Raw genomic sequence first — 26,280 nt, forward strand, 5'->3', positions numbered from 1 at the left:
GCTCTGCAAAATGTTTTATTTAAAACGCTTTGCAGAGCTTTTTTTTATGCCTGAAAATCAGGAAGGGTTTATGGCTGAACAGTTATCGCCCACAAATAAATCTGAGGTTCGGGTATCAGATTTATTTGTATACTCTCATCTTAAGATCACCATCGCGTTATGCGAAACTTGTGCGCTCATTCCAAGCCACATGCGTATTTAAGCGCTTTTTGTTTTACCCCCCCTGCACGGTTGGCGATAAACAAACCAGCATTGCGCAATAATTTTGCCGGCAAGGAGGCATTAGAAAACATCTGATAAATGGCATCCATGCCGGACATCATCATTAGGTTATCGTGACGTCGTTTTTTTTCATATCGAGCTAACACCTCTGGGCTAAAGTACTTTTGGCCATTACCAATCGCTTTAGCTATGACCATTTGCAGTGCTTTAACATCTTTAAAGCCAAGGTTCACACCCTGCCCAGCTAATGGGTTAATGGTATGCGCCGCATCACCCAGTAGCACTACCTGCCCTTTCACGTACTGATTCGCGTGGCGTCTTGTTAACGGAAAGGCGCCTTTATCGACAACACGAACGTTACCTAACCGTTTAGGAAACTGTGTTGCGATCTCTTGCCTTAATTGCTCATTCGAAAGCGCAGATAGACGTTTGATTTCCGCTTTTTGTTGATACCACACCAATGAGGCGTTGTTACCAGGCATAGGTAAATACGCTAACGGTCCAGTTGGCTCAAATTTTTGCCAAGTAATATCTTGTTGCTCAAGCTCAGTTTGTACATTAATCAACATCGCGCTTTGCTGATAATCCCAGCCCGTAATACCGATACCTGCTAACTGCCTAACTCGAGAGTTAGCGCCATCGGCGGCAATCAATAAGTTGGTTTTAATGATCATGCCATCGAGCTGCGCTAACACACCATCATCGCGCTGTTGAAAGCTCAGCAAACTCTGGGGGCACAATAACTCTATGTTGGGATGTAGCTGCATTTGTAGCCAAAGCGCTAATTGAATCAGCCTGTTTTCAACAATGTGCCCTAAATGGTCGGTGTTGATTTCAGCGCAATTAAATTCAGCATATGATAAATCATCTTCCCATACCCCTAAGCGTCGATAGATACACGCCCTGGCACTTGGAACCGCTTGCCATGCACCTAAATCATTTAGGAGTTGCTCTGATGCCAAAGAAATTGCAGACACTCGCAAATCAAATCGCTGTGATGGCTCAAAAGCTAATGGTGAAACCTTTTCAACAACCGCCACTTTCAAACCAAGCTCAGCTAACGCCAGTGCCGTTGCTCCACCAATCATACCTCCACCAATAATTAAGCAGTCACTGTATTTATTCATTGGCTTGTCATTTTGTTGTTCTTGAGGTGCTACGTCGGAGCGTTGCATTGAAGCGTTACAAAGGTTGGTCGAGGTCACAACAGTCTCATCTGTGTTTATGATAATATTTTGATTGTAACGAACCCTAAAGATTGTTGCCATATGTAAAGCTGGCTTTCACCATGTTTGATGTACCTTTTCAAGGTTTCGTTGTTCATGATCTGCCTTCATCTCCCTTACTGTTTTTTACAAACAGCAAAAAAGCGTTTAGATTTAATAACATCAGCAAGCTAATAAGATCACAATATGCCGATTGCGTTACTCCAATATCTATACCGACTTAATGCGATAGCGCTTAAATACGCCGCAAGAATGTTGAACATTCCGAAACCATTATTATTTACAGGAACACAAGCCATCGATGACTTGTTGTTATTTATGAGCAGTAGCGGTAGCAAAAGACCATTAATTGTCACTGACAATGCACTGCTCGATTTAGGCACCATCGAGCCGATACAGGCGTATTTTAAGCAACACAACATCGCATATGATATTTTTTCCGATATACAACCCGACCCCGATGAGCGGGTCATTATTGCCGGTGTTAACGCCTTAAGAACGGCTGGAAATGATACGGTGCTGGCCATTGGGGGCGGTTCGGTTCTTGATACCGCGAAAATGATCGCCGGTTTAGCCCATAAAGCCTCACTGCAAGAAAAACACATACGACGTCGTCAGGGACTACTTAAATTATGGCGTAAAAGTGTGCCGCTTTATGTTATCCCCACAACGGCAGGCACCGGCTCTGAAGCCACCATGGCGGCTATCATTACCAACGCAGAGAATAATCAAAAATATCCTGTGATAAGCCCTATTATTACCGCGGATGCCGCAGCAGTATGTGGCAATATCATGACAGGTTTACCCGCTCACATGACAGCAGCAACGGGTATGGATGCGCTAACGCACGCCATTGAGGCATATACATCGAAAAACGCCAGCTCAGAGACCAACCGCTACGCGCTTGCTGCCGTGCGACTTATTTTCAATAACCTCAAAGATTGCTATAACCAAGGCGACAACGTTCAAGCACGACAACAAATGGCACTGGCGTCAACGTACGCTGGGCTTGCGTTCAATAAAGCCGGGGTTGGTTACGTGCACGCCATCGCTCATCAACTAGGTGCGCGTTATCATATTGCCCACGGGCTTGCCAATGCCATGGTATTGGTTGCCATTATGAAGCTCAATCAACCGGCATGCGAACGTCAATTTGCTGAGCTTGCAACAGCAATCGGGATCCAAGCGAGTAACCCGCAAGCAGCAAGCTTTGCTTTTATCGACGCAGTCACAATGCTGTGCCACAACTTAGCGATCCCGCAGCACGTTGAGCCATTGCAAATAGATGACTGCCCAGTGATAGCAAAGGCTGCGCTTAAAGAAGCACATTTTCTTTATGCGGTACCTGTTTATATCGATGAAGAACAATGCGTTGAGATCCTACAACAACTGATTAAGCCTCGATACAACTCGTAACAATGTACCTTGTCTGATAGCAAGCATGTAAAGCAATGTCTTTGCTTGCTATCCGTCATAACACGATGACCACCTTACTCCATGCATCTGGTTAACGATCTTATTACAAATTAATACGCCAACAACGCTGGCGGATTATGTGAAGAAAGAGTAAAATACGCCCCCTTAAATGCTATCTTGGCTATGGCTACGTATTTTTAGTCCGCTTTCGAGCAAGCTAAGTTTAGTAAAATTTTGTATGAATTAGATATTTGGGCAATATTTGCAATGAGTAAAAAGCTTTACATTAAAACCTGGGGCTGTCAGATGAACGAGTACGACTCGCAGAAGATGGCCGATTTGTTAGACTCTACCCACGGTTTCATTGAAGTAAGCGAGCCGGAAGAAGCGGACGTGTTGCTGCTAAACACCTGTTCTATCCGTGAAAAAGCTCAAGAGAAAGTTTTCCACCAGTTAGGCCGCTGGAAAACCATGAAAAATGCAAAACCGGATCTTATTATTGGTGTCGGTGGCTGTGTTGCTTCACAAGAAGGTGATGCGATACGTCAACGTGCGCCATTTGTCGACATCGTATTTGGTCCACAAACCTTGCATCGCTTACCGGAAATGATTAACAAGGTGAATAGCGATGACACGTCGGTTGTTGACGTAAGTTTCCCTGAGATCGAAAAATTTGATCGTCTGCCAGAGCCAAAAGCAGAAGGCCCAACTGCGTTTGTTTCGATTATGGAAGGCTGTTCTAAATACTGTACATTCTGTGTAGTACCTTACACCCGTGGCGAAGAAGTATCTCGCCCACTTGACGACGTATTATATGAAATTGCCCAGCTTGCTGAGCAAGGTGTACGAGAAGTCAACCTATTAGGCCAAAACGTAAATGCCTACCGTGGTGAAACCCACGATGGCGGTATTTGTCGTTTCAGCGACTTATTGCGTTTAGTGGCAACGATTGATGGTATCGACCGTATCCGTTACACCACGTCACACCCAGTAGAATTTACTGACGACATTATCGAAGCATATAAAGACGTACCAGAGCTTGTCAGTCATCTGCATTTGCCAGTGCAAACCGGCTCTGATCGCATCTTAACGATGATGAAACGTGGCCATACTGCGATTGAATATAAATCTAAAATTCGTGCGCTACGCCGTGCGCGCCCTGATATCGCCATGTCATCTGACTTTATTGTTGGCTACCCAGGTGAAACCGATGAAGATTTTGAAGCGACCATGAACCTGATCAAAGCCATCGACTTTGACTTAAGCTTCAGCTTTATCTACAGCGCCCGTCCAGGTACACCAGCAGCAGATGCGGTAGACGATGTAAGCGATGACACCAAAAAAGTGCGTTTGCAAATTTTACAAGACCGCGTAAATTCGCAAGCCTTGCAACATGCTCGTCGCATGTTAGGTACTGAGCAGCGTATTTTGGTAGAAGGTCCATCGAAGAAAAACCCTATGGAGTTGCGTGGCCGTACCGAAAACAACCGCATCGTTAACTTTGAAGCACCGCATACCGTTATTGGTCAATTCGTTGATGTAGAAATCACCGATGTATACGCCAACTCATTACGCGGTAAGTTAGTGCGTACCGAAGATCAAATGGGTCTTCGTATTGCGCATTCACCAGCGGACATTTTAGCAAACCAGCATCACAACACCCCTCGTCACGGTGTTGATGAGCTGGGTGTAAGCACGTTTACGCCATAAGGTGTAAGCGTGCTAATTTTGAAAAAACAACAATAATAATACATTCCAATGCAGCATAAAGAGCCTATTTTGACTAACAAAGATGACCGTAAACACAGCCATGAAGTGATTCTAGAGCCTCTAGATAACAATCGATTAGCCAACCTTTGCGGTCCTTTAGATGACAACCTGCGCAAAATTGAAAGCCGTATGGGGGTTGAAATAGGCTACCGTGGTAATACCTTTAAAGTACACGGCAACGAACTTGTGTGTAAGGCTGTTGTTAAGCTGCTTAAAGATTTGTACGTAATGACGGCACCGGTCAAAGGTCGCGTTGGTAGTATTTCAGCGGAAGAATTGCACCTGATGATGACCGAGCTCAGCGTCCCTGAGCAAAAAGTCTCTGAATACGATAACGATTATGAGCAAATGGTGACCATTAAAACCAAACGTGGCATCATCAAACCTCGTAATAAAAACCAAGCAGAGTACGTACAAAACGTACTGACTAATGACATCAGCTTTGGTGTTGGTGTTGCCGGCACCGGCAAAACCTATTTAGCGGTTGCGTGCGCGGTTGATGCGCTAGAGCGCCAAGAAATACGTCGTATATTATTAACTCGTCCAGCGGTTGAAGCCGGTGAAAAACTCGGCTTTTTACCTGGTGATTTAAGTCAAAAAGTCGACCCTTACTTGCGCCCACTATACGATGCGTTATTTGAAATGCTCGGTTTTGAAAAAGTCGAAAAGCTTATCGAGCGCAATGTCATTGAAGTAGCACCATTGGCCTATATGCGTGGCCGAACCTTAAATGACGCCTTTATTATTCTCGATGAAAGCCAAAATACCACCGTAGAGCAAATGAAAATGTTCTTAACTCGTATTGGTTTTAATTCAAAGGCGGTGATCACTGGTGACATCACCCAAATCGACTTACCACGCGGTCAACGCAGTGGTTTACGCCATGCTATTGAAGTATTAGATAACATCAAAGGCGTAAGCTTTAACTACTTTCAATCAAAAGACGTGGTGCGCCACCCTGTGGTTGCGCGTATAGTTGAAGCTTACGAACGTCACGACAGCAACAATGCTGTATACAAGCATACCGATAAGCAACAAAAGCCACGTATCGCTGACAATAACGTTGCTGAACCCACAAAGTCGACCGATAATGACACGGATAGCCACGCCAATAAGAGCACTGACTAACCTATGACCACCAACATTCAGCTCGATTTGCAAGTCGCTTGCGATAATGACAATTTACCAAGCGAACAGCAAATCTTATTATGGCTTAATACCGTATTAGCGCCATACAACAAACCTTTTGAGGTTACTGTTCGCATGGTAACCTGTGATGAATCGCAACAACTCAATGCCACCTACCGTGGTAAAGATAAGCCGACCAATGTCCTGTCATTCCCATTTGAGGTACCCGAAGGCATTGAGTTAGATTTATTGGGCGATTTAGTCATTTGTGCTGACGTTGTTGCACAAGAAGCGCAACAACAAGGTAAAGATATATTGGCTCATTGGGCGCATATGATCATCCACGGATGCTTGCATTTGTTAGGTTATGATCATATAAACGAAGATGAAGCAAATGAAATGGAAGCAATCGAAATACAGTTACTGGCTGAATTAGGCATTAGTAACCCCTATATTGCTTCTGAAGATTAACTAACACAGGACATAACGCTGCTCTATGAGCGATGACAATTCCCAGTCTACGACCGGCTCTTCAAAAACATTAATGGAAAAAATTGTACAAGTTTTTACCGGAGAGCCGCAAAGTAAAGAAGAACTGGTCGATGTATTAACTGATGCAACCGACCGTGACTTGATCAAACAATCAACCAAGCAAATGCTTGAGGGCGTTCTTGAAGTAAGCGACATGCGTGTACGCGATATCATGATCCCTCGTTCGCACATGGTTACCATTGATATTTCGCAAAGCATCGAAGATATTTTGCCTATCATCATTGACTCTGCGCACTCTCGCTTTCCTGTAATTAATGACGATATCGACCATATTGAAGGTATATTGCTTGCCAAAGACTTACTTCCGTATGCGTTTAATCAAGATGCTTGCGATCTAAAAGTTGCCGATCTGTTACGTGAAGCCATCATCATTCCTGAAAGCAAACGCGTTGAACCGTTGTTAAAAGAATTCCGACAACAACGCTACCATATGGCGATTGTCGTTGATGAATATGGTGGCGTCTCTGGCTTAGTCACCATTGAGGACATTCTTGAACTCATCGTTGGTGAAATCGAAGATGAACACGATGATATGCTTGAGCGTGAAATTCGTCATTTAAGCGGTAATGTTTATCAAGTAAAAGCCTTGACCGAGCTTGTCGATTTTAATGAGTACTTTGCCTCTGGCTTTAACGAAGAAGAAGCCGATACCATTGGTGGTACCGTTACTCAACACTTTGGTCACATGCCTAAACGCGGTGAAAAAATTACCATCGACGGGTTTGTCTTTAAAATCGTTAATGCCGACAAGCGCCGTATTCAACAATTACAAGTGGTGGTACCTGACGGGCATGAAATCAACGGTAAACTTGCTGAGTAGCCACCAATAAAAACTGGTTAAATTAAACCATTAAATTAAACAATCGATACAACAACGCATAACAAGTAACACGGTTGATAAACGATAATAGTATGGCAACAACGACCCCAAGATTTCAAATAGAACACCCGATACTGGCTTTCATTGTTTGTTTTCTTGCCGGCACCGTTGCCACGTTTGCTTTCGCCCCCTTTGGGCATTGGTATCTCGCACCACTGTCGTTACTTGTCTGGCTACTGCAAATCAATAAAACATCAACCAAAACGGCGCTGACCCGCAGTTTTGGTTGGGGGTTTGGTTACTTCTCGGCTGGTATTAGCTGGGTACATGTCTCGATAGAGCAGTTTGGTGGTCTTCCTCTTGCCGTATCTTTATTGCTTATGGCGCTTCTGTGCGCTTACCTTGCCCTATTTCCGGCATTATCAGGGTATTTAAGCGCCAAGCTAACGCGATCACGACATGTTAATGTCTTACTTGTTCCCCTAACCTGGTTAGTGTGTGAGTACTTACGCAGTGAGCTGTTAACCGGTTTTCCTTGGTTATCCATTGGTTACACTCAGGTCGACGGACCGCTGGTCTCGTGGGCACCAATTATCGGTGAAGTAGGCATTAGCTTTGTTATCGTTTTCATTGTTGCCGCAATTGCCAAGCAACTGCAATCGAGTTTTTGTTTACGCTCTAGCGCGGCGGTTACTGCGGTCATCGCAATCACACCATTTACCACATCACTGACAGCGGTCAATGAAACTGGTGAGCAACTCAACGTCGCGCTGGTACAAGGCAACATCAAACAAGAGCTACGCTGGGACGAAAAGGTCGAGCAAGACATTATCGACTTATACGTGGAATTAACCGAGCCTTTATACGCTGAACATGACTTAATTATATGGCCTGAAGCGGCGATTCCGCGAGTTGAGCCTCTGGCGCAACCAACGTTGCGTTATTTAAATCGCCAAGCGCACAGCCAGCGCAGTGCCCTTGTTACCGGTATTCTTAATTATGATGTCGACACTCGCCAGTTTTACAACAAGATCATTACCTTAGGTAATAAACACCGTGATGCTGAGCAAGCTGATTACTACTACGGTAACGGCAATCACTTTAATAAACACCACTTACTGCCCATTGGTGAGTTTGTGCCATTTGGTGACTTGCTTCGACCCATTGCACCGCTGTTTAATTTACCTATGTCATCATTTAGTCGCGGTGACTATGTACAACAAAACTTAGTCGCTAATGATACGCACCTGTTGCCACTGATTTGTTTTGAAATCGTTTTTCCCAATCAGTTAGCCGCAAATATGACGCCAAAAACCGATGTCATCTTAACCATCAGTAATGATGCTTGGTTCGGTGCCTCGCATGGTCCACATCAGCATTTAGAAATCGCTCGAATGCGTGCTATCGAATTTGCTAAACCGGTGCTGCGAGCAACCAATAACGGCTTAACAGCGGTGATTGATCACCGCGGCAATATTGTTGCCGATGTACCACAGTTTCAAGAGGCGATACTGTCCACCACGGTTAACAAAGTGCACAGTAATACCTTATATAGCCAGTACGGACGTATTGCCCAGCAAGTATTGTGCTGGTTATTGATGGCATTCATTGTTGTTCGCCTGTATTGGAACCGCAAAAATCAAAATAAAGCATAACGCTGTGCTCCTTGAGCAAGTCGCCCGTCAACTCTGTTACACCGGCAAGCGCCTTTACCTGTGTTGATTGCAAAGGAGCGCTTGTTGCGGGCCTGATCGTTGCGACAGACACTAGTGTTCGCCAAATTCCTCCTTAAAAAATCTAGCCCAGCTAGACCGCATCCACCTACCGTCTTCCGCCTGCACACAACACTCGTAAATTTTTTGTTAATTTCTTTCAACCTTTTTCGAATTTGTCGCGACTAACCCTTTGTTGATTAAAAAAATCCGCACAGAAGTTGCGGTTCACGAACTAAGTGATCGCTTAGCAATAACCATATTGCTAAGCCAACGGGGGAAATATGAAATTATCGGATACCAGCTCGCAAGACGTTGTTGTTGAGCGAAAACCAAAGCATAAGCAACGACTGTTAATCGCAGGCAGTTGCCTGCTATTTTTGTTGCTTGCATTTTACGTACTTAGTCCTGCGGTGGCGAAATGGAGCCAAGCAGATCGCTCTATTCCACTTGAACGCGTGCGCTTAGCAACCATTGAGCATGGTGACTTTACTCGCGATGTATCGGTACAAGGGCGAGTGGTTGCGGCAGTGAGTCCTACCTTGTATGCCCCCGCTGAAGGCTCTATCACCTTTACCATCGATGCCGGTAGTGAAGTGGCGCAAGGCGATATCTTAGCCCACATTGACAGTCCCGAACTCACCAGCCGCTACGACCAAGAAAAAGCCCAATTAGAAAATCTTCAAGCCGGTTTACAACGGCAAATCATCCAGGGTAAAAAACAACAACTGATGGATAAAAAAGCGGTCGACTTAGCACAAGTGACATTAACCACCGCGCGGAGAGAGAAACGTCGTGCCGACCAAGCGTATGAAAAGCATGCCATTAGCCAAATCGACTTTGAGAAAGCCCAAGATGACTTAGCCAATGCGCAATTGCAGTACGATCATGCCGTTAGTGACGCGAAACTTGCCAAAGAATCGATGGACTTTGAATTGCAAAGTCTACGGTTAGATATCCAACGCCAAGCATTGTTCGTCAAAGATCTCGAACGACAAGTTGATGCCTTAACCGTGACCTCCCCTGTTAATGGTATTGTCGGCAACCTCAATGTCGAAAACAAAACCTACCTTGTAAAAAACCAACCGATATTAATGGTGGTTGATCTGAGTCAGTTTGAAGTTGAAGTTGCTGTGCCTGAATCATACGCCGACGACCTATTGCTGGGCATGGATGTTGAAATCATTTTTGCCCAACAACCGTATCGTGCGCGACTGGTGACAATTTCCCCCGAAATCCTGGATAACCAGGTCACCGGTCGCGTGCGTTTTGAGCAACATATGCCGCAAGGTCTAAGACAAAACCAGAGACTTAACACGCGTATTTTGCTCGAACACCGACAACAAGTCCTACAAGTGCGCCGCGGACAGTTTCTCGACAGCTCGAATGGTCGCTTTGCTTATGTCGTCAAAGACGGTATTGCCAGCAAACGCAGTATTCAAACAGGGGCTCGTAGCCTGAGTAAAGTAGAAATCATTGATGGCCTCGATGTGGGGGAGACGATAGTGATATCGGGTACCGACATATTTGAAAATGCCGAACGCGTCATGCTCACTCAATAGCCATAACCTAGATATCGCAAGCAATGAACAGCCATTGACTGCAACACAAATAACCAAGAGGAACTGTTATGTTAACCATGAAAAATATCAATAAAGTATTTAAAACAGATGAAGTGCAAACACACGCCTTACGTGACTTTCATTTGCAAGTTCAAGAAGGTGACTTTATCAGCGTCACGGGGCCTTCAGGTTCAGGCAAAACCACGTTTTTAAATATTGCCGGTTTGTTGGAAACGTTCAGTAGTGGTCAGTATCAACTCGATGGCATTGATGTGGGTGCCCTAAACGACAATCAGCGCTCACAGTTTCGTAATGAAAAGATCGGTTTTATCTTTCAAAGTTTCAACCTGATCCCTGATCTGAACCTGTTTGATAACGTCGATGTGCCACTTCGTTACCAAAAAATGACAGCTAAACAACGTAAAGAGCGCATTGAGCATTACTTAGATATGGTCGGCTTAGCCAACCGGAAAAAACATCTACCAAGCCAGCTTTCCGGTGGTCAGCAACAACGGGTGGCGATTGCCAGAGCACTCGCCACCCACCCTCGTTTTTTATTGGCTGATGAACCAACCGGTAACCTTGATACGCAAATGGCGCAAGGCGTTATGGAATTACTTGAAGAAATCAACCAACAAGGTACCACCATCATCATGGTCACTCACGATAATGAATTAGCCAATCGCGCCAAGCGAAAAATTCAAATCAAAGACGGTCGTGTCAGCGAACTAGATATGGTTGTTTGCAATAAAATGGCGAGCGCTTAAGGAGCCCTTATGTTTCTCTATTATCTAAAACTGGCTCGGATCAGCATTGTTAAACACTGGGGACTGAGTGCACTCATGATTATTGCCATAGGCCTCGGTATTGGCGCGTCAATGACCACGGTCACTGTCACCTATTTAATGTCAGCTAACCCAATTCCTCATAAGTCAGATAATCTCTACTATGTCCAGCTTGATAGCTGGGATGTGAATAACGGTGCCAATGATGATGGCGATCCCCCCGATCAAGTGACCTATCGAGATGGTACCTATTTATTTGCCCAACAAAAGGCGTTCCGCCAAAGCATACAGTCGCAAGCCAATGCCGTTATTGAGCCCGAGGGCGATGATGCATTGCCGTTTTTAGTCAGTGCCCGAGCCAATTCAGCCGATTTCTTTGCCATGTTTGATGTGCCGTTTATCTATGGTGGCGGTTGGGATCACAATGCCGATATCAATAAAGAGCAAGTCGTGGTGTTGAGCCGTGAGATAAACGAGCGTGTATTTGGTGGCGAGAACTCGGTTGGCCGTCAACTAAGGATTGCTGGTAATTACTACAAAGTATCGGGCGTTATCGACACATGGCAACCGATGCCACGCTTTTACGACATCACCACTGGCGCATTTAATGAAAGTGAAGACATTTTTGTGCCTTTTTCGTTGGTTGCTGAGCAAAAGATCAATCGCAGCGGTAACACCAATTGTTGGAAACCCAGTGGCGATGGCTGGCAAGCCTTTTTAGACTCAGAATGTGTGTGGTTACAATTTTGGGTAGAGCTTAACAGTGAGCAAGAAAAACAAGATTATATGACCTTCCTTAATGCCTATGTTGAACAACAAAAGCTTATTGGCCGTTTCGAGCGCCCGCTGAATAACCGCTTAAGTAACGTGATGCAATGGCTTGAAGAGCAGCAAGTTGTTGCCGATGACGCGGTCATGATGACGGCAATGTCACTGATGTTTTTGGTGGTGTGTTTGTTAAATACCGTTGGTTTATTATTGGCCAAGTTTTTATCTAAATCCGCAGAGATTGGTGTACGCCAAGCGCTTGGTGCCAGTCGCAGCAGTTTGTTTGCTCAGTACTTAGTTGAATCCGGTTGCATAGGTTTAGCTGGCGGACTACTTGGTCTGTTATTGGCTTGGTTGGGCTTACAAGGCATTAATATGCTCTATGGCGACATGTTACAACAGCTCACCACACTAGATAGTACCATGATGCTAACCGCCATAGCATTAGCGATCACCACCAGCTTGTTGGCTGGCTTATACCCCACATGGCGAGCCTGTAATGTTCAGCCATCGACGCAGTTAAAAGCGCAATAGGAGATATGATGAACGAGTTCAGCTTAATTATTAAAGCGCTATTGCGTAATAAAACGGGGGCGATGTTAATCGCCTTACAAATCGCCTTAACCTTAACCATTATGGTTAATGCGGTATTTATGATGCAAGTTCGTAGTGAGCAAATGGCGCGCCCGAGTGGTTTAGATGAAGACAATATTTTTCATCTGTCCAACACCATTTTTGCCGATGATTACAATCAGCAAGTGAATTTGCAACGAGATTTAGACATCATTCGCAATATTGACGGCGTTATCGATGCTACGCAAATCAACGCCATTCCCATCAGCGGTGGTGGTTGGTCCATGAGCTTGCAAACAAAACCAGGAGAAGAACAAGATGATACTGGCGTTGCGGTTTATATGGTGGACGATCATGGCATAAACAGTCTTGGTCTAGAGCTTATAATGGGTGAAAACTTTGCCCCAACAGATATCGAATGGCGTTCAAGTTCCATGACCTCATGGCCGGCAAAAATCATTATGAGCCAAGCGATGGCACAGACCTTATTTGCCGACGACTGGCAAAATGCCGTCGGTAAGACCGTGTATATTGGTCGCGATGAACCGATGCAAATCATTGGTCTTGTCAAAACGCTACAAGCACCGTGGAATGGCTGGAATGGCGTTGAACGCTCAATCTTAGTGCCCTATCAAATGGAAACCAGCGGTGGTCGTTTTATCATCCGCAGTGAGCCTGGACGCCGTGATGAACTGATGCCCATTATTGAAAAAACACTGAGTGATGCTGATAAAGGGCGTATTATTCGCCGAGTGACAACCATGGCGGAAACCCGTGAGCGCTCTTATCGTAACCATAATGCCGTGAATAACATTCTCACTATCGTGATTATTTTGCTGACCGTCATTACCGGCTTTGGTATCGTCGGTTTAGCGATGTTCTCAATTAACCGCCGTACCAAACAAATTGGTACTCGACGCGCCCTAGGTGCCAGTCGCCAACAAATCATGAGTTATTTTATGCTAGAAAACCTAATCATCAGCAGCTTTGGTATTGCCCTAGGCCTGATGGGTGCGGTCGGATTGAATATGTGGCTCGTCAACACTTTTGCCATGCAGCCACTACATAGCGAATTGCTCATACTCGGGGCCATTGCCTTATATATCGTTGGCCAGCTTGCCGTGTTGTACCCAGCAACCAAAGCCGCAAGGATCTCTCCGGCCATCGCAACGAGAACCGCGTAACGCTTAAAGCGATATCATCACAACACCATGTATGCGCTCTAAAGCCATTCCCTTTACAACAGGGGATGGCTTTATTTATATTAAATAACAAAAACTTAAGTAAACAAGCAGTTGCTACCCGAGGATAATATGACGCTTTTCAACGCAATTTGTTTATCTGCGCTACTTGCCAGTAATCTGGCACACGCCGCAACCACGGTCATTGAAAATATTAATGGCTACACCATGGAGAACGGTAAGTTAGTGCGCTTTCATGCTATCCAGTTTACCGACGATATCATCGATACCGTGTATAAAGACCAACAAGCGGTCGTAAAAAAGCCGACATTTACGGTGATTGATGGAGCCAATAAAACCATGTTGCCAGGCCTGATTGACGCCCATGGGCATGTGCTATCCTATGGTCAATCGTTACTGCAAGCTGATTTGGTCAATAGCGAGTCGGCGCAAATAGCTGCGGCACGAGTCAACAAATATGCGATGAAAAATAGCCAGCTTTCTTGGCTGTTAGGGCGAGGTTGGAACCAAGAACAATGGCCTAGCAAACAGTTTCCGAGTGCCGCCACGTTAGATTCGCTGATAGCTGATCGTCCAGTGGTATTGCAGCGCATCGACGGTCACGCCATTTGGGTTAATTCCAAAGCGATGCAAATGGCGGGGGTAAATGCGGATACCAAAGATATTGATGGCGGCGAGATCATTCGTGACAGCGACGGCAAACCAACCGGTGTGTTTATTGATAACGCCATGGATCTTGTCTATCGTAAAATTCCTCAACTCAGCATGCACGAGCAGCAATACGCCTTAAAAACCGCAATGCAAGATTTGGCGAGACAGGGGTTAACGAGTGTCCATGATGCAGGCATAGACTCGAATAACATCCAGGCATTTAAATCATTAAATCGCAATAATGACATGCTGATCCGTGTCAATGCCATGCTCGGTGCCTTTGATGCTGACTGGCATCAACATCTTAAGTTAGGCCCTTATTACGATGAACAGGGAATGTTGCAAATCAACAGCGTAAAAATTTCAGCTGACGGTGCACTCGGTAGCCGTGGTGCAGCGTTACTCGCCGATTATACTGATAAGCCCCATCATCGCGGCTTACTACTGCACAACGAAGAGCAATTAAAACAGCTTATTCAAACGAGTATGCAAGCGGGTTTTCAAGTAAATACCCATGCCATTGGCGACCGCGCCAACAAATTAGTGCTCGACCACTATCAAACATTAATCGAACAAACCAACAGTCAAGCACTGCGGCATCGTATTGAGCATGCTCAAGTATTGCAATTAGCCGACTTACAACGCTTTAGTGAACACAACATCATCGCGTCAATGCAAGCCACTCATGCCACCAGTGATAAAAATATGGCGGAAGATAGATTAGGTAGTGAGCGTATCCGCGGCGCATATGCATGGCGAAGTCTGCTTGATAAAGGTGTGATAATTGCCTCAGGCTCCGACTTTCCTGTCGAGCCTGCCAACCCATTTTTTGGCCTGCATGCGGCTGTCACACGTCAAGACCGAGACGACCAACCTAGCAATGGCTGGTATGCTAACGAGCGTATGGATCTCATCGAAGCGTTTAATAGTTTTACCATGGCGGCCGCCTACGCGGGACATCAAGAACACCTTATTGGTAGCTTAGAAGCGGGTAAAAAAGCCGACTTTATCTTCATTGACCAAGATATTTTCAGCATCGATAAACAAAACATTTGGCGTACTAAGGTTCTCGCTACCTACATTAATGGTAAAAAATTACCGTTATAACAAGAGCTAAAAAGATAAAAAGCTGGCATGCTGCCAGCTCTGCCATTACTATTTATTATTAATATCTTAAAAGAAGCTGATTATGAAAAAGTTATCCCTATTTTTTGCCTCATTACTTTGTGCTTATAGTGTCGCAGCCAATGAAACCAACCAAACGGTCGGCTTAGTTGTTGCTGGCGGCAAGCCGATCACATTACTTGGTAGCCAAGTTTACACCGGCAACCAGGCTCCTGATTTTACCGTTGTAGATGACCGTTTTAATAAAGTATCACTCAGTGATTTTTCCGGACAAACGGTACTCATTTCAGCGGTACCAAGCTTGGATACTGGTGTTTGTTCACTACAGACCAAACGTTTTAATGAAGAAGTTGCCAACTTACCCGATGACGTTGTTATGCTGACCATAAGCGCTGATTTGCCGTTTGCACAAAAACGCTTTTGTGCCGCAGAAGGTATCGAATCGTTAAAGGTATTATCTGATTCGGTCTGGCGTGACTTTGGTAAAAAATATGGCTTAATTATTAAAGATATGGGATTACTGTCTCGTTCCATTTTCGTTATTGATGGACAAGGTAAAATCACCTATAAAGAATTGGTTGCAGATATCTCAAAACACCCAAATTACGACGCAGCATTAGCGGCGGTTAAAGAAACAAATACGTTAAGCAATCAATAATAGTTCGCGATAACCTCTTGGCTTATCTGACTAGGCGGTTTGCAGTTCATCCATGTAGCAGAATCGATAATCAAATCGACTCTGCTATTTTTTTATTCACCGGCCTTGCTTTTAGGAAGTGTTAATCGTTGATGTTGAGTTTTTTAGAGATAAAACACATTGCATTTAAGGTTGGGGTTGTTTGCCTTTTGGTTGGTATGGCGGCCTTTACAACAAGCTATTATTTACTCGACGGTACACTGCCAGGATATAAAATACTATTGTTTCCAGGGATCCTTTTCACCAGGGCCTTTAGCGAAGAGCTCGATTTTGGTTTAAAACTCGTGTTGCTGTTCGGCGGCCAATTTTTGCTCTCGTCAGCAATAACCATTGTTATTCTTCACGTTCACGAGTTTATAAAAAAATGTCGATGTTAGGTACAAAAGGCGGCAAATAAACCATTATGAATGGTGTCACCGTCTTCGTTCACTCTGGCCACAACAAAGCTAGTTACTCAGCTCAATAAACCCAAACCATTGGCGACTTTCGTCAAACTAAACACCAGTAAATATCACCCGCTCTAAAAATTGTAAAAAGAAACAAAAACTTAAATGTTTAAATTTTTTTTATTTATGCTCTTGAAAACATTTATTTCGCCCCTATTTATTTATTGTAGTCGCCATAATGGGACTACCAAAGAGCTAGGCAAAGCATGAGCTTACTAGCGAAACTAACAGCCCGTTTCACGTAAAGGGCAGACTTTTATTCGCAAAACGCGCGGATAATTAAACTGACATATTGCTATAAGAGGATATGATTATGCGTACTATTTCTACTGATTTCAGCCCACTTTACCGTTCATTTATTGGTGCAGAGCACTTAGCTCGCATGATGGATAAAGCCAGCCGCGCTGAAAAACAACCAGCTTATCCACCGTACAACATCGAATCGATTGCCGATGATAAATATCGCATTACCATGGCTGTTGCCGGTTTTGTCGAAGCGGAGTTGGATATTGAAGCTCATGAAAATTCGTTAACCGTGACAGGAACAAAAACCGCTAAAGAAGATAACGAACAACGTACCTTCTTGTATCAAGGCATTGCCGAGCGCAACTTTGAGCGTAAATTCCAATTAGCCGATCACGTTAAAGTTGTTAATGCGCACATGGAAAATGGCTTACTGCACATCGATTTAGTGCGGGAGATCCCTGAAGCGCTAAAACCGCGTAAAATCACCATTAACAAAAACAGTTTATTAGAATCGGACGTTAAATAAGCGCACGATTAGCTCTCTATTCAGGGCAGCGTATTTGCCTGCCCTACATTAACATATTACTCCCTATTTATTGTTATTGTGTTGCCCCGTTTTTGCGGGGCTTTTTTATGGCGCATTTATCTAATATGGTGAAATTGTGCGTTAATGATCAGATAACTACCCTCTCGCTATTCACCGTAATCAAAAACACGCGAGCGCTATCAGCAAAATGATGATGCGCCAACAACATGACATGTAATGAGCTCACTCACTATACTGGCATCGGTAACCGGTGCCATATGGCCGGCATCGATACGCTGCCATTTAGCATGGCCGATATTGTCTCGAAGAATATCAATAATACGCTGTGCCATTGCTGGCGATTGTTGCCCTGACATCAGTAGAATTGGGGCTTCGATTACCTGACAATCACTCGCCGTGTAGCTTTCACTGATTAAGCCATTGAAATCAAGCTTTACCTTGTCAATATTCGCCGCAAGCTGTGTTCTCATTTTCGCAGGCAACGCATCGTAAAACCCAGGCCTATTCCAAACGTCGGTAAAAAGCCGGGTTGCTGCTTCGGCTTCTAATCTGGCAACGTTAGCGGCAAACTCGGATACTTGCCGATACTCAAGGCTATTGATAGGTAATAAATGAAAAGCGACCGGTTCATATAACGATAAACTCAGTATCCGTGGAGATTGCTCAACCGCAAATTTTAGAGCTACTGCGCCACCAAAAGAATGACCGACAAGGTGAAATGGCTGTTCGCCAATTAGTGAGTCAAGGGCTAATAAAATACGCGCAGTTTCATTGCTTAAATCGTAAGCCTGTTGACCATCGACCATAGGCGCAGCGCCATAACCTAACAAGTCTATGTTAATGACTGTGTAGTCAGTAACTAAGGCCTGCTCAAGCACGCGCCATTGCCGAGATGAATTTAATGAGCTATGGAGCAAAACCACAGGTGTCCCCCTACCCGACACATAAACACCTGGATAGGGCTCTGATTTATGAGCCGATAATTTTTCAATAACTAAATCTTGCATATAAATAACCACTTATTCGCGTACAGCCCCGCTTTGTGGGCAAGATAATATCGGATACAATGTCGGCAAAACAAGCGTTAACGTATGCTCCCTAAGATAAATTGAGAAGTATTAGAGCGTGTTGATCTTTTGAGGTTGTTTTTGCAGTAATTTATGATGTTTTTATACAAGGCAGAACGTATGTTGTGTGGTTACTCCACATAAGTAAGTGATACCACAGTAGAAAGGCGTCATAAAAGCTGTCCTTTGGATTCGTTTAAATGCATTTTTTCCTTGTTACTTGCTCTGTGCGCAGAATAACTATGCGTATCACAAGTGCCGCGATAAAAAGGCATTTAATTAGAACAAAATTTAACCCTGAAAGATCAACACGCTCTAGAGTAATCCATGGCAAAACCCAATAAAAAACTTCCAGAAAAAAGCGTTAATGTCATCTGCAGCCAATGTCGACAAATATTATTCAAATATAAAAAAGGCGGTAAAGGGTCACTGATCAAGTGTTTTAAAGAACGCATTGTCAGCGACTATACTAGCCAACCTGGCGTCTGTCCTAATTGTCATAGTCAATTTGCCCGAGATGCGTTAGTACGTGGTACACCAGCGTATAAGATCATTGGCAATAAAGCCTTTTGCAAATAGCTAACGGGTTAAGAGTAAGCAAACGAGTAAAACAAGCAGGTTAGCGATGTAGTTAATATTGTACCTAGCGAATGGCCTAGATAGTTAGGTAGGTAGCTACATACAAATTCAGACTACCCGTTTAGCGTAAACAATAACTCGGATAAACTTGGTTGCCATTGAAAATGAGCAAGCTTTATTCGACCGTTAATAACCACCACGTTTTCTTGCTGTAACAAGCCCTTTTGCTCGTTAAAACAGGGGCTATTTTCAGGTAAAGATATCAGACCTTGAGCGTTAATAACTCGATGCCAAGGTAAAGCCAATGTTACTGGCGCTTTGGCAAGCGCTTTACCCACCAGTCGAGCTCGTCCAGGTAACCCTGCAAGATCGGCAACTTGCCCATACGTTGCCACTTTACCTAAAGGTATTGCCTGCACCGTTTGCCATATTTTTTGATAGTTTTCGTTTGAATCCATATTAGTACTTTTGCAAGCTACACCGACATCACTTGCTCATGAGACCGTTGTGTATCATAGCAACTTGTATCTCGAGCTAATGATGTTATTCACTACGTATCAGTAACAAACGTTTTTGTTGCTGTTTGCCGTCTTCAGCAGCATAACGAAGCATGATCTCATCCTTGCCATCTAAGTTAAGATCATCGCTAAATACAAACACGCCATTTTTGGGTAACGACACTTCAAGTTTCTGTGAGCTTGCGTTAATGAGCGGCGTACTCTGACCGCCTGGAAAAATATTTAACTGCTTATCGCCCGCAGATAAAATTAGCTCTTGTGCGCCATCGCCATTAAGGTCAGCTAACTCAACAACTGGTGCTCCGCTTCGTCCTGAAGATAAACTAAATTGCAATTGAACTTGGTCTTTGAAGGCCAGTTGGTAATCTTGCTCGCCATTCATCGCAAAGATCAGCACATCTTGATCAACGCTACTCGATAATAAGGCGCCGATAATTTGCGATACCGAAATATCAAAGGAAGAGGTCATGATCTCAGGTTGCGTATCGCCATTGACATCGATAAATTCAAGTTGTGTTAACGTGCCTTGTGATTTTATCGCGGTATTGGCTATAGAGCTAAAAGCCACCCGGCCATTCGCATTGCGGCCCAAGTACACTTCGTAATCGGTACGTTTATCTAGCACGCCAGAGCTTTGGGTAAACAACACCACTAAATCCGGAATCGAGTCGTTATTTAAGTCGCTTAAATTGACAATATTGCGATGTGAAAAGTTACTTTGATCTACGGTTTTGCCATCGCTGCCCCGAGCATCCCACCAATTGACGGCAGATATTGAGTTATTAAGCATTACCGTCGCCTGACGCTTGGCAAACATACCTTGTGGATTTTGCGCAAAGACGTGTAATTCACCATCTGCGGTCAACACCACATCTTTCTTGCCATCAAAGGTCATGTCTAGTAAATAAAATGGCTTTTCAGTATAGCTTACCGAGTTATCAAAAATTTCAACGATTGGCTCAATAGGCAGTTGTTGCAGAATAAAGCCACTAGTGTTTTGTAGATACACATTTAAACTGGCAAACCCCATCAAAATAACATCACTTAGCGAGTCATCATTGACGTCTTGAACAAAGTCCCACTGCTTTAGATACGGTGCCTGGCGAGTAACATACATCGACTGAACATCAACTAATCGATCAAAGTCTGGTTGTTCATCTAGCTTAAACTTGGCAACGTGATCGGCGGCTAAAAAATACAATGCCTGCTGGGTTTCAGTATTCCCTGTTGCAAAGTCATCCACGTCATAAGCAAAATATTGCGCCGGTATTGGAATATCAAATTGCATTTGATAGCGATTACTCGTTTCATTCAGGGCAAACAGTGCCATATGTGATATTCCATCTCGCTCACCAATGACTATTAATTCTTTCCCCGGTGCCGAGGTTAAATTGGCGCGAATGGGCTCTTGAGTAATATTGAATGTCGCTTCAATAACAAGCTGCTCAAATTTAAACGCATCTTTACTATGAACACCACAACTAACCATTAAAGTTAATGCAATAAATAACAATGTGGATGCTTTTTTAATCCCAAACACGCTCTGTTTCATGGTAAATGTCCTTAATTATTGTTTAGCGGTGACTCATTATGTTTACCAAGGTAATGGTTCGCCGTTCGAATGGAAAAAACACCCTGTATTAGTTAATGATAGCGCATCAATTAAGCCAACCAATCGGCTTGCTGCTTGGTCACTACTGATATCGCCACGTCCTTGAGTCATTTGTGTTTGCACATAGCCAGGGTGGAAAATTCCGACAGAAACTTGATGCGTACGTAAATCATTAGCAAGCGACACGGCGCCCGCATTCAGTGCGGCTTTACTCATACGATAACCATAGCGACCACCGGAACTGTTATCGGTGATAGAGCCCATACGTGAGGTAATAAAGGCAACTTTAGCACCGGGTTGCAATTGTTGTTGCAACATTTGCACTACATTCAGTGGTGCTAGGGCGTTAATCATAAATTGATCTACAATGGTCTTGTTATTGAAATCATCTAACGTTTCATCTCGTAAAATCCCTGCGTTGTTGATCAAAATATCGATTGTTACAGAGTTGAGCTTTTGCTGCAGTTTCAACAAACTTTTATGATCCGTTAACTCGATACCCTCAATAATGTTGACGGGTAAATTATCAAGCTCCGTTGACCGCTGTCGGCATATGGCGAAAACGTTATCGCCACGTTCAGCAAAAATGCGCGTCATCTGCAACCCAATGCCACGATTTGCCCCTGTTATTAGCACTGTTTTTGACATACTTACTTCCTTAATATACAACCAGTAACCTTATTATGCACAAACACTTGGCTAAGATCATTGAACAGCGTTAATATCATGTTATTACTTATAAAAACAATAATAATAAAATGACTGTTTATACACTTACACCACTAACAACTCATCGTTTATCGTTGCGCCCAGTCAAGCACAGCGATTGGCACTTTGTTATGAATATGCAAAGTGACCGCGAGCAGTTAAAACACATTCGCGAGCAACAAAATCTGGAGCAAATAAAAGAGTGGTTTGTTGATTTTGCGCGCCCCTTTGATGGCAAAGAGATGACCTGGGCAGCCATGGTGGCAATCGATAATCACAGCCATCAACCCATTGGCTGTTTTTCCATACGCATTCGCTGTCAACATAGTGCCAATGCTGAGCTTGGCTATATGATCGATCGCCATTATCAGGGGCTCGGTTATGCCTGTGAGGGCGCTAAAGCAGTCCGTGACTACCTATTTAACCAACTTAATGTGCGTCGCTTAACAGCCTTTTGTAACGAAGATAACATTGCCAGTTGGAAGGTGATGGAAAGCATAGGTATGCAACGTGAAGGGCTGATGCAACAAGAGTATCGGATCAATGATACTTGGCATAACACCCTTATTTATGGCTTAGTTAACCCTAACTTTATCGCAGAATCAGTTTCCTAAAAAGAGTTTGACGATGATACAACTTATCTCTAGTAACACGATACGCTTTGCAGGTATATCACACGTTGTTCGCATCGGTGTGTTGATTATTAGTTGCAGCCTGTTTCTTTCCTCATGCAGTAGCGACCGGCTTAAGCCCCTGCCTTACAGTGCGAAAATCCTCGCTTTTGGTGACAGCCTCACCGCCGGATATGGCGTTAGTAAAGTACATCGCTATCCCAGCGTATTAGCAGAGCTGACTGGCTTAGAGGTCATTAATGCCGGTATTTCGGGAGAGGTAACGGAAGATGGTTTAAAAAGACTACCGACCTTGTTACAGCAACACCGCGTGCAATTGATGGTTTTGTTACAAGGTGGTAATGACATTCTCCGAAATAAAAGCCTTAGCAAGGCACAGCAAAATCTTGCACAAATGATCGAAATCGCTCACCAACAAAACATTGATGTGGTGCTGATTGGCGTCCCTGAAAAAAAATTATTTTCTAGCGCTGCGCCTTTTTATGAAGAGTTAGCGGAGCAATATGACCTCGTCTACGATGGTGAAATCATTCGTGAGTTACTCACCGAGCCTGAGATGAAATCGGATTCGGTACATTTTAATAACCAAGGCTATCGCCAACTTGCGTTAACGGTTCATCAGTTATTAAAAGACAATGGTGCGCTCTAATTACGTCCACAGGGAATATATCTACCCCGATTTAGCTCGTTGATATAAACATTGTTCATTGCCAATAAATAACTCAGCAAGTTGTAAATACGCATTGCGCCAAGCTCGTTCAACATCGAGGCTAAATTGCTCAGCAAATAATTCACGCATGGTAGCAAGTAACTGCTCACCCACCATTTGGTAATGCTCTGCTTGCACATGTGCCGTAACGTGGCGCTTGTTTATGTTTGCGATAATCGACTGTAACTTATCGAGCTCATCAATATGCTTTGCATACCCCACTATCGCTTCAAATAAGGCGATGCTTTGTTGCCCGTTTTGTTGTCGCTGGTGATCAAACATTGCTCGAAGTTCTGGATAATGTTCAAACAAACGTTGATAGAAACGATCGGTAACTTGAGATCCGGCGGCTTCGATTAAAGGAATGGTGCTTTTTACTATGGTGATGTCGCTTGCTGACAGCATAACTTACTCTATTATTGTAATTTAACGCCATACCTATGTATAGAAGAGTAATCTCATATTGTCATGCCATGGGCGGGCACGCTTATCTCTGCTAACGATGGCAGTGTCATTGTCGACCAATTCTCGCTTGTTCGTATCAGAGCCCATGCCTACTGCGAAATACTAGATACGACGATTCGGCCAGCACAGCTGAATTTCGGCACCACCTAAACGCTCAGAACGCGTGATAGTGAATGTGCCTTCATGTAAAATAGCGATCTTCTTGACCAAATATAAACCGAGACCGAAACTCTTGTGTTCACTGTGTTTTTCTCGATTGCTATTATCTACGGAAGATGCCTGATTATGAGCTTGCAAACCAGGTCCATCATCGGCGACCGTTAAACGGCAATGTTCATCATCACACTCAAAGCTAATATCAATGCGCCTATCGGCATAACGCAGCGCATTGGTTATTAAGTTTTGCATGGCTAAGGCGATGGCATCTTTATGAAACCATGCCTTATCACCTTTGGCCGAAATGGTGATATCGATATCATCACTATACACCGCAAATTTCTTTTTAATGACTTTTAGTAATGCCTGCGGTGAATACTGCTTTACCTGTTCGGTCGACAATTGGCTTTCTACTTTAGAAAAAGATAAGTAATCATTAACGAGCAACTCTATTTCACGAATATCATTATGAATTTGTTTTTGTTTCTTCTCATCTATCTGGTCAGATATCAGAGCCAACATAAACTTCATTCGCGCCAATGGCGTACGAATTTCATGAGAAATAGCTCGAGATAAATCTTTATTCATATCGATAAAATCGACAATTTTGCTCGACATGCGATGAAACGCTGACGCTAAAGGATAAATGCTGGAACTACTGCGGATATCACTTTGCATGGCAACAGGTTGGCGACCAAAGGCTTGAGCATCTTGTTGCAATATGCGTAAATCCCGAAACATAGGGCGCATAAACAACAATAACAATATGGCTAAACAACCATAAAACAATAACGCCAAATACAATACCGCATCACCTTTACGGGGCTTTGCGATGACAGGACCAAGCTGCACCACTTGGTCTGGTTTATTCGTCAGTCGATAATAATAGGTTTGCTGTTGCTCGTTGGTTACAGCAATTGTTCGGTGTTGTTGCAACAGTGTCTGCAGATCATCAGGCAACGCTAAACTGGCTAGGGGGGTATAACGGAATGTCGGTAATGGCACCGTTACCTGTTGCTTATTATTTTGTCGTTGACTATATGCCTCAAACAGGTAGTCAACGCTCATCGTGTAGCCTTCATCGCTTTCATCGATCGAATCCATAAATTGATCAAATGAAAAAACAACCACGCTAACGGCAATAATAATCAATAAATAAAGCCGGAAAAATTGAAAGCGCATATTAACTCAAGGCCCCAATAATGGCTGTATTAGGAAACCTGGCTGATTGACTGAACAGGTTGCGATGTCGAATCATAGGTAAATAAATAGCCTTTGCCCCATACCGTTGAGATAGACAAGCCAGGGATATTAAAGTCGGTAATTTTTTTCCGCAAACGCATGGTGCGTGCATCAATAATGCGATCAAGCCCATTATACTCTCGGCCAACAATAGCCTGAAATAAAAATTCTCGTGATAACGGCTCACCTTGGTGTTGAGCAAAAATCCACAATAAGTCAAAATCATTACCGGTTAAATCCAGTGCCACACCCTGATATTCAACAACCTTGCGCCTGTTGTCTAAAACTAAATCCGTCAACGCAAGAAGGTTACTCGTTGGTACCCTCTGGTTTTTGCCAAGGTTAGAGCGTATTCTCGCTACTAATACATTAGGATCAACCGGTTTGATAATGTAATCAATCGCACCAAGCTCTAAGCCCTTAATGTGATGTTCGTCTTCTCCCATGGCGGTTAAAAAGATAACCGGACAATTTACTTTATTTTTTAGGATTGGCTGCAACCGAAAGCCATCAATGTCAGGTAACATTACATCACAAAGCACCATATCAAACTGAGCATGACTCGCTAGTTTATTAACATCAAGCCCTTTACTAATATGAGTTACTCGACAGCCATGAGCTTGCAAAAAAGTACAAATTAAATCGGCAAGAGGTAAGTCATCTTCGATTAATAACAGTGAACAATCTAAATCACGCATTATAAAAATCCCATGCCGTAGCGGCGTTTTCGTCGTTTTTGTACCGGTTGATAAACACTGACGTGGACATCGGTATAGCCGTACTCTTCGCCGGTTAACATGTCTTGAATAACCAGCGTTACGTCTTTATTGGTATTAATCAGCGTTTTAACGGTCGCCGTTATAACATCATAATCACACCAAATCTTCTTGTTATCTGGTTGCTGATAAATACACACATCAAGTTTGTTGGTCAGTGTCAGCGTTATAATAATTTCTTGTTCGCAATAGTCGCCTAGTTCTTGGATGACGCAAACGTTAGGTAAGACACTCAAGCCTCGCTTTAGCTCGTCATTCGTTGTCGTGCCTTGCCAAATGTGAACATTGCCGTCATCGGCGTTAACCTCAGCAATAGCGAATAACAACCAGAAGATGAGTAGTTTATTGATAGGCTTAACAACAAACAT

General features: G+C 43.7%; 25 protein-coding genes. 16 read left to right on the forward strand and 9 right to left on the reverse strand.

The annotated features are described in order from the left end of the window. Positions 1–176: 176 nt before the first annotated feature. On the reverse strand, positions 177–1,349 hold the full coding sequence (locus tag ACAX20_RS10930; RefSeq protein ID WP_371189639.1) for an FAD-dependent oxidoreductase: 1,173 nt from the start codon (positions 1,347–1,349) through the stop codon (positions 177–179). 285 nt (positions 1,350–1,634) lie between these two features. On the opposite strand from ACAX20_RS10930, the gene ACAX20_RS10935 reads away from it, so the two are divergent. The 13 genes from ACAX20_RS10935 (at position 1,635) to ACAX20_RS10995 (ending at position 17,427) form a co-directional block, all read left to right on the forward strand. After that, positions 1,635–2,864, forward strand: a complete 1,230-nt coding sequence (locus ACAX20_RS10935; RefSeq protein ID WP_371186153.1) for an iron-containing alcohol dehydrogenase — start codon at positions 1,635–1,637, stop codon at positions 2,862–2,864. Between the two features lie 267 nt (positions 2,865–3,131). Next, positions 3,132–4,574, forward strand: a complete 1,443-nt coding sequence (gene miaB / locus ACAX20_RS10940; RefSeq protein WP_371186155.1) for a tRNA (N6-isopentenyl adenosine(37)-C2)-methylthiotransferase MiaB — start codon at positions 3,132–3,134, stop codon at positions 4,572–4,574. Positions 4,575–4,643: 69 nt separating this feature from the next. Further along, positions 4,644–5,762 (forward strand): PhoH family protein, encoded by a 1,119-nt coding sequence (locus tag ACAX20_RS10945; protein ID WP_371186157.1) that lies wholly within the window; start codon positions 4,644–4,646, stop codon positions 5,760–5,762. A gap of 3 nt (positions 5,763–5,765) precedes the next feature. Continuing rightward, positions 5,766–6,233, forward strand: a complete 468-nt coding sequence (gene ybeY, locus ACAX20_RS10950) for an rRNA maturation RNase YbeY (RefSeq protein ID WP_371186159.1) — start codon at positions 5,766–5,768, stop codon at positions 6,231–6,233. Between the two features lie 25 nt (positions 6,234–6,258). Further along, positions 6,259–7,134, forward strand: a complete 876-nt coding sequence (locus ACAX20_RS10955) for an HlyC/CorC family transporter (protein WP_371186161.1) — start codon at positions 6,259–6,261, stop codon at positions 7,132–7,134. 92 nt (positions 7,135–7,226) lie between these two features. Next, positions 7,227–8,789, forward strand: a complete 1,563-nt coding sequence (gene lnt / locus ACAX20_RS10960) for an apolipoprotein N-acyltransferase (protein WP_371186163.1) — start codon at positions 7,227–7,229, stop codon at positions 8,787–8,789. Positions 8,790–9,130: 341 nt separating this feature from the next. Continuing rightward, the gene (locus tag ACAX20_RS10965; protein ID WP_371186165.1) at positions 9,131–10,408 is read left to right on the forward strand and encodes an efflux RND transporter periplasmic adaptor subunit; all 1,278 of its coding nucleotides are present in this window, start codon (positions 9,131–9,133) and stop codon (positions 10,406–10,408) included. 68 nt (positions 10,409–10,476) lie between these two features. Further along, on the forward strand, positions 10,477–11,175 hold the full coding sequence (locus ACAX20_RS10970; protein WP_371186167.1) for an ABC transporter ATP-binding protein: 699 nt from the start codon (positions 10,477–10,479) through the stop codon (positions 11,173–11,175). Between the two features lie 9 nt (positions 11,176–11,184). Further along, complete coding sequence (locus tag ACAX20_RS10975; protein ID WP_371186169.1) at positions 11,185–12,495, forward strand: ABC transporter permease; 1,311 nt, start codon at positions 11,185–11,187, stop codon at positions 12,493–12,495. 5 nt (positions 12,496–12,500) lie between these two features. After that, on the forward strand, positions 12,501–13,718 hold the full coding sequence (locus ACAX20_RS10980) for an ABC transporter permease (RefSeq protein ID WP_371186171.1): 1,218 nt from the start codon (positions 12,501–12,503) through the stop codon (positions 13,716–13,718). 129 nt (positions 13,719–13,847) lie between these two features. Then, the gene (locus ACAX20_RS10985; protein ID WP_371186173.1) at positions 13,848–15,494 is read left to right on the forward strand and encodes an amidohydrolase; all 1,647 of its coding nucleotides are present in this window, start codon (positions 13,848–13,850) and stop codon (positions 15,492–15,494) included. Between the two features lie 82 nt (positions 15,495–15,576). Then, on the forward strand, positions 15,577–16,170 hold the full coding sequence (gene tpx, locus ACAX20_RS10990; RefSeq protein WP_371186175.1) for a thiol peroxidase: 594 nt from the start codon (positions 15,577–15,579) through the stop codon (positions 16,168–16,170). Between the two features lie 798 nt (positions 16,171–16,968). Beyond that, positions 16,969–17,427, forward strand: a complete 459-nt coding sequence (locus ACAX20_RS10995; protein ID WP_371186177.1) for an Hsp20 family protein — start codon at positions 16,969–16,971, stop codon at positions 17,425–17,427. 200 nt (positions 17,428–17,627) lie between these two features. On the opposite strand, the gene ACAX20_RS11000 is transcribed toward ACAX20_RS10995, so the two are convergent. Continuing rightward, positions 17,628–18,455 (reverse strand): alpha/beta fold hydrolase, encoded by an 828-nt coding sequence (locus ACAX20_RS11000; protein WP_371186179.1) that lies wholly within the window; start codon positions 18,453–18,455, stop codon positions 17,628–17,630. Positions 18,456–18,842: 387 nt separating this feature from the next. Here ACAX20_RS11000 and ACAX20_RS11005 point away from each other — a divergent pair, with 387 nt between their 5' ends. After that, on the forward strand, positions 18,843–19,094 hold the full coding sequence (locus ACAX20_RS11005) for a hypothetical protein (protein WP_371186181.1): 252 nt from the start codon (positions 18,843–18,845) through the stop codon (positions 19,092–19,094). Between the two features lie 113 nt (positions 19,095–19,207). Here ACAX20_RS11005 and ACAX20_RS11010 read toward each other — a convergent pair whose 3' ends face one another. The 3 genes from ACAX20_RS11010 to ACAX20_RS11020 all read right to left on the reverse strand — a co-directional run bounded on the left by ACAX20_RS11010 (position 19,208) and on the right by ACAX20_RS11020 (position 21,872). Continuing rightward, positions 19,208–19,552: an MGMT family protein gene (locus tag ACAX20_RS11010; RefSeq protein WP_371186183.1), complete on the reverse strand. Its 345-nt coding sequence runs from the start codon at positions 19,550–19,552 to the stop codon at positions 19,208–19,210. Between the two features lie 85 nt (positions 19,553–19,637). After that, positions 19,638–21,164, reverse strand: a complete 1,527-nt coding sequence (locus tag ACAX20_RS11015) for an FG-GAP-like repeat-containing protein (protein ID WP_371186185.1) — start codon at positions 21,162–21,164, stop codon at positions 19,638–19,640. 42 nt (positions 21,165–21,206) lie between these two features. After that, positions 21,207–21,872, reverse strand: coding sequence for an SDR family oxidoreductase (locus ACAX20_RS11020; protein ID WP_371186187.1), 666 nt, complete (start codon positions 21,870–21,872; stop codon positions 21,207–21,209). 110 nt (positions 21,873–21,982) lie between these two features. Here ACAX20_RS11020 and ACAX20_RS11025 point away from each other — a divergent pair, with 110 nt between their 5' ends. Both ACAX20_RS11025 and ACAX20_RS11030 read left to right on the forward strand, forming a co-directional pair. Further along, positions 21,983–22,546: a GNAT family N-acetyltransferase gene (locus tag ACAX20_RS11025; protein ID WP_371186189.1), complete on the forward strand. Its 564-nt coding sequence runs from the start codon at positions 21,983–21,985 to the stop codon at positions 22,544–22,546. Between the two features lie 13 nt (positions 22,547–22,559). After that, positions 22,560–23,213 (forward strand): GDSL-type esterase/lipase family protein, encoded by a 654-nt coding sequence (locus ACAX20_RS11030; RefSeq protein WP_371186191.1) that lies wholly within the window; start codon positions 22,560–22,562, stop codon positions 23,211–23,213. 21 nt (positions 23,214–23,234) lie between these two features. Here ACAX20_RS11030 and ACAX20_RS11035 read toward each other — a convergent pair whose 3' ends face one another. From ACAX20_RS11035 to ACAX20_RS11050, 4 genes are all read right to left on the reverse strand, one after another. Beyond that, positions 23,235–23,678 carry a globin domain-containing protein gene (locus ACAX20_RS11035; protein ID WP_371186193.1) on the reverse strand — a complete coding sequence of 148 codons (444 nt, stop codon included), beginning with the start codon at positions 23,676–23,678 and terminating at the stop codon, positions 23,235–23,237. Between the two features lie 162 nt (positions 23,679–23,840). Further along, positions 23,841–25,076, reverse strand: a complete 1,236-nt coding sequence (locus ACAX20_RS11040) for an ATP-binding protein (RefSeq protein ID WP_371186195.1) — start codon at positions 25,074–25,076, stop codon at positions 23,841–23,843. A 29-nt stretch (positions 25,077–25,105) separates the two neighbouring features. Further along, positions 25,106–25,834: a response regulator transcription factor gene (locus ACAX20_RS11045; RefSeq protein ID WP_371186196.1), complete on the reverse strand. Its 729-nt coding sequence runs from the start codon at positions 25,832–25,834 to the stop codon at positions 25,106–25,108. Then, complete coding sequence (locus tag ACAX20_RS11050; RefSeq protein WP_371186198.1) at positions 25,834–26,280, reverse strand: DUF3019 domain-containing protein; 447 nt, start codon at positions 26,278–26,280, stop codon at positions 25,834–25,836. The genes ACAX20_RS11045 and ACAX20_RS11050 overlap by 1 nt, the downstream gene beginning before the upstream one ends.

The sequence above is a fragment of the Thalassotalea sp. Sam97 genome (genome assembly GCF_041379765.1).
In the GTDB taxonomy this organism is placed as follows: domain Bacteria; phylum Pseudomonadota; class Gammaproteobacteria; order Enterobacterales; family Alteromonadaceae; genus Thalassotalea_A; species Thalassotalea_A maritima.

Excerpts from the sequence above, each read along its gene's own strand:
- tpx (WP_371186175.1), top strand. The coding sequence starts at position 15,577 with ATGAAAAAGTTATCCCTATTTTTTGCCTCATTACTTTGTGCTTATAGT.
- ACAX20_RS10980 (WP_371186171.1), top strand. The coding sequence starts at position 12,501 with ATGATGAACGAGTTCAGCTTAATTATTAAAGCGCTATTGCGTAATAAA.
- ACAX20_RS10985 (WP_371186173.1), top strand. The coding sequence starts at position 13,848 with ATGACGCTTTTCAACGCAATTTGTTTATCTGCGCTACTTGCCAGTAAT.
- ACAX20_RS11035 (WP_371186193.1), bottom strand. The coding sequence starts at position 23,678 with ATGCTGTCAGCAAGCGACATCACCATAGTAAAAAGCACCATTCCTTTA.
- ACAX20_RS11000 (WP_371186179.1), bottom strand. The coding sequence starts at position 18,455 with ATGCAAGATTTAGTTATTGAAAAATTATCGGCTCATAAATCAGAGCCC.
- ACAX20_RS11020 (WP_371186187.1), bottom strand. The coding sequence starts at position 21,872 with ATGTCAAAAACAGTGCTAATAACAGGGGCAAATCGTGGCATTGGGTTG.
- ACAX20_RS10955 (WP_371186161.1), top strand. The coding sequence starts at position 6,259 with ATGAGCGATGACAATTCCCAGTCTACGACCGGCTCTTCAAAAACATTA.
- ACAX20_RS11015 (WP_371186185.1), bottom strand. The coding sequence starts at position 21,164 with ATGAAACAGAGCGTGTTTGGGATTAAAAAAGCATCCACATTGTTATTT.
- ACAX20_RS10995 (WP_371186177.1), top strand. The coding sequence starts at position 16,969 with ATGCGTACTATTTCTACTGATTTCAGCCCACTTTACCGTTCATTTATT.
- ACAX20_RS10965 (WP_371186165.1), top strand. The coding sequence starts at position 9,131 with ATGAAATTATCGGATACCAGCTCGCAAGACGTTGTTGTTGAGCGAAAA.
- ACAX20_RS11010 (WP_371186183.1), bottom strand. The coding sequence starts at position 19,552 with ATGGATTCAAACGAAAACTATCAAAAAATATGGCAAACGGTGCAGGCA.
- ACAX20_RS10970 (WP_371186167.1), top strand. The coding sequence starts at position 10,477 with ATGTTAACCATGAAAAATATCAATAAAGTATTTAAAACAGATGAAGTG.
- ACAX20_RS11030 (WP_371186191.1), top strand. The coding sequence starts at position 22,560 with ATGATACAACTTATCTCTAGTAACACGATACGCTTTGCAGGTATATCA.
- ACAX20_RS10975 (WP_371186169.1), top strand. The coding sequence starts at position 11,185 with ATGTTTCTCTATTATCTAAAACTGGCTCGGATCAGCATTGTTAAACAC.
- ACAX20_RS10935 (WP_371186153.1), top strand. The coding sequence starts at position 1,635 with ATGCCGATTGCGTTACTCCAATATCTATACCGACTTAATGCGATAGCG.
- ACAX20_RS11045 (WP_371186196.1), bottom strand. The coding sequence starts at position 25,834 with ATGCGTGATTTAGATTGTTCACTGTTATTAATCGAAGATGACTTACCT.
- ACAX20_RS11025 (WP_371186189.1), top strand. The coding sequence starts at position 21,983 with ATGACTGTTTATACACTTACACCACTAACAACTCATCGTTTATCGTTG.
- ACAX20_RS11050 (WP_371186198.1), bottom strand. The coding sequence starts at position 26,280 with ATGTTTGTTGTTAAGCCTATCAATAAACTACTCATCTTCTGGTTGTTA.
- miaB (WP_371186155.1), top strand. The coding sequence starts at position 3,132 with ATGAGTAAAAAGCTTTACATTAAAACCTGGGGCTGTCAGATGAACGAG.
- ACAX20_RS10930 (WP_371189639.1), bottom strand. The coding sequence starts at position 1,349 with ATGAATAAATACAGTGACTGCTTAATTATTGGTGGAGGTATGATTGGT.
- lnt (WP_371186163.1), top strand. The coding sequence starts at position 7,227 with ATGGCAACAACGACCCCAAGATTTCAAATAGAACACCCGATACTGGCT.
- ybeY (WP_371186159.1), top strand. The coding sequence starts at position 5,766 with ATGACCACCAACATTCAGCTCGATTTGCAAGTCGCTTGCGATAATGAC.
- ACAX20_RS11040 (WP_371186195.1), bottom strand. The coding sequence starts at position 25,076 with ATGCGCTTTCAATTTTTCCGGCTTTATTTATTGATTATTATTGCCGTT.
- ACAX20_RS11005 (WP_371186181.1), top strand. The coding sequence starts at position 18,843 with ATGGCAAAACCCAATAAAAAACTTCCAGAAAAAAGCGTTAATGTCATC.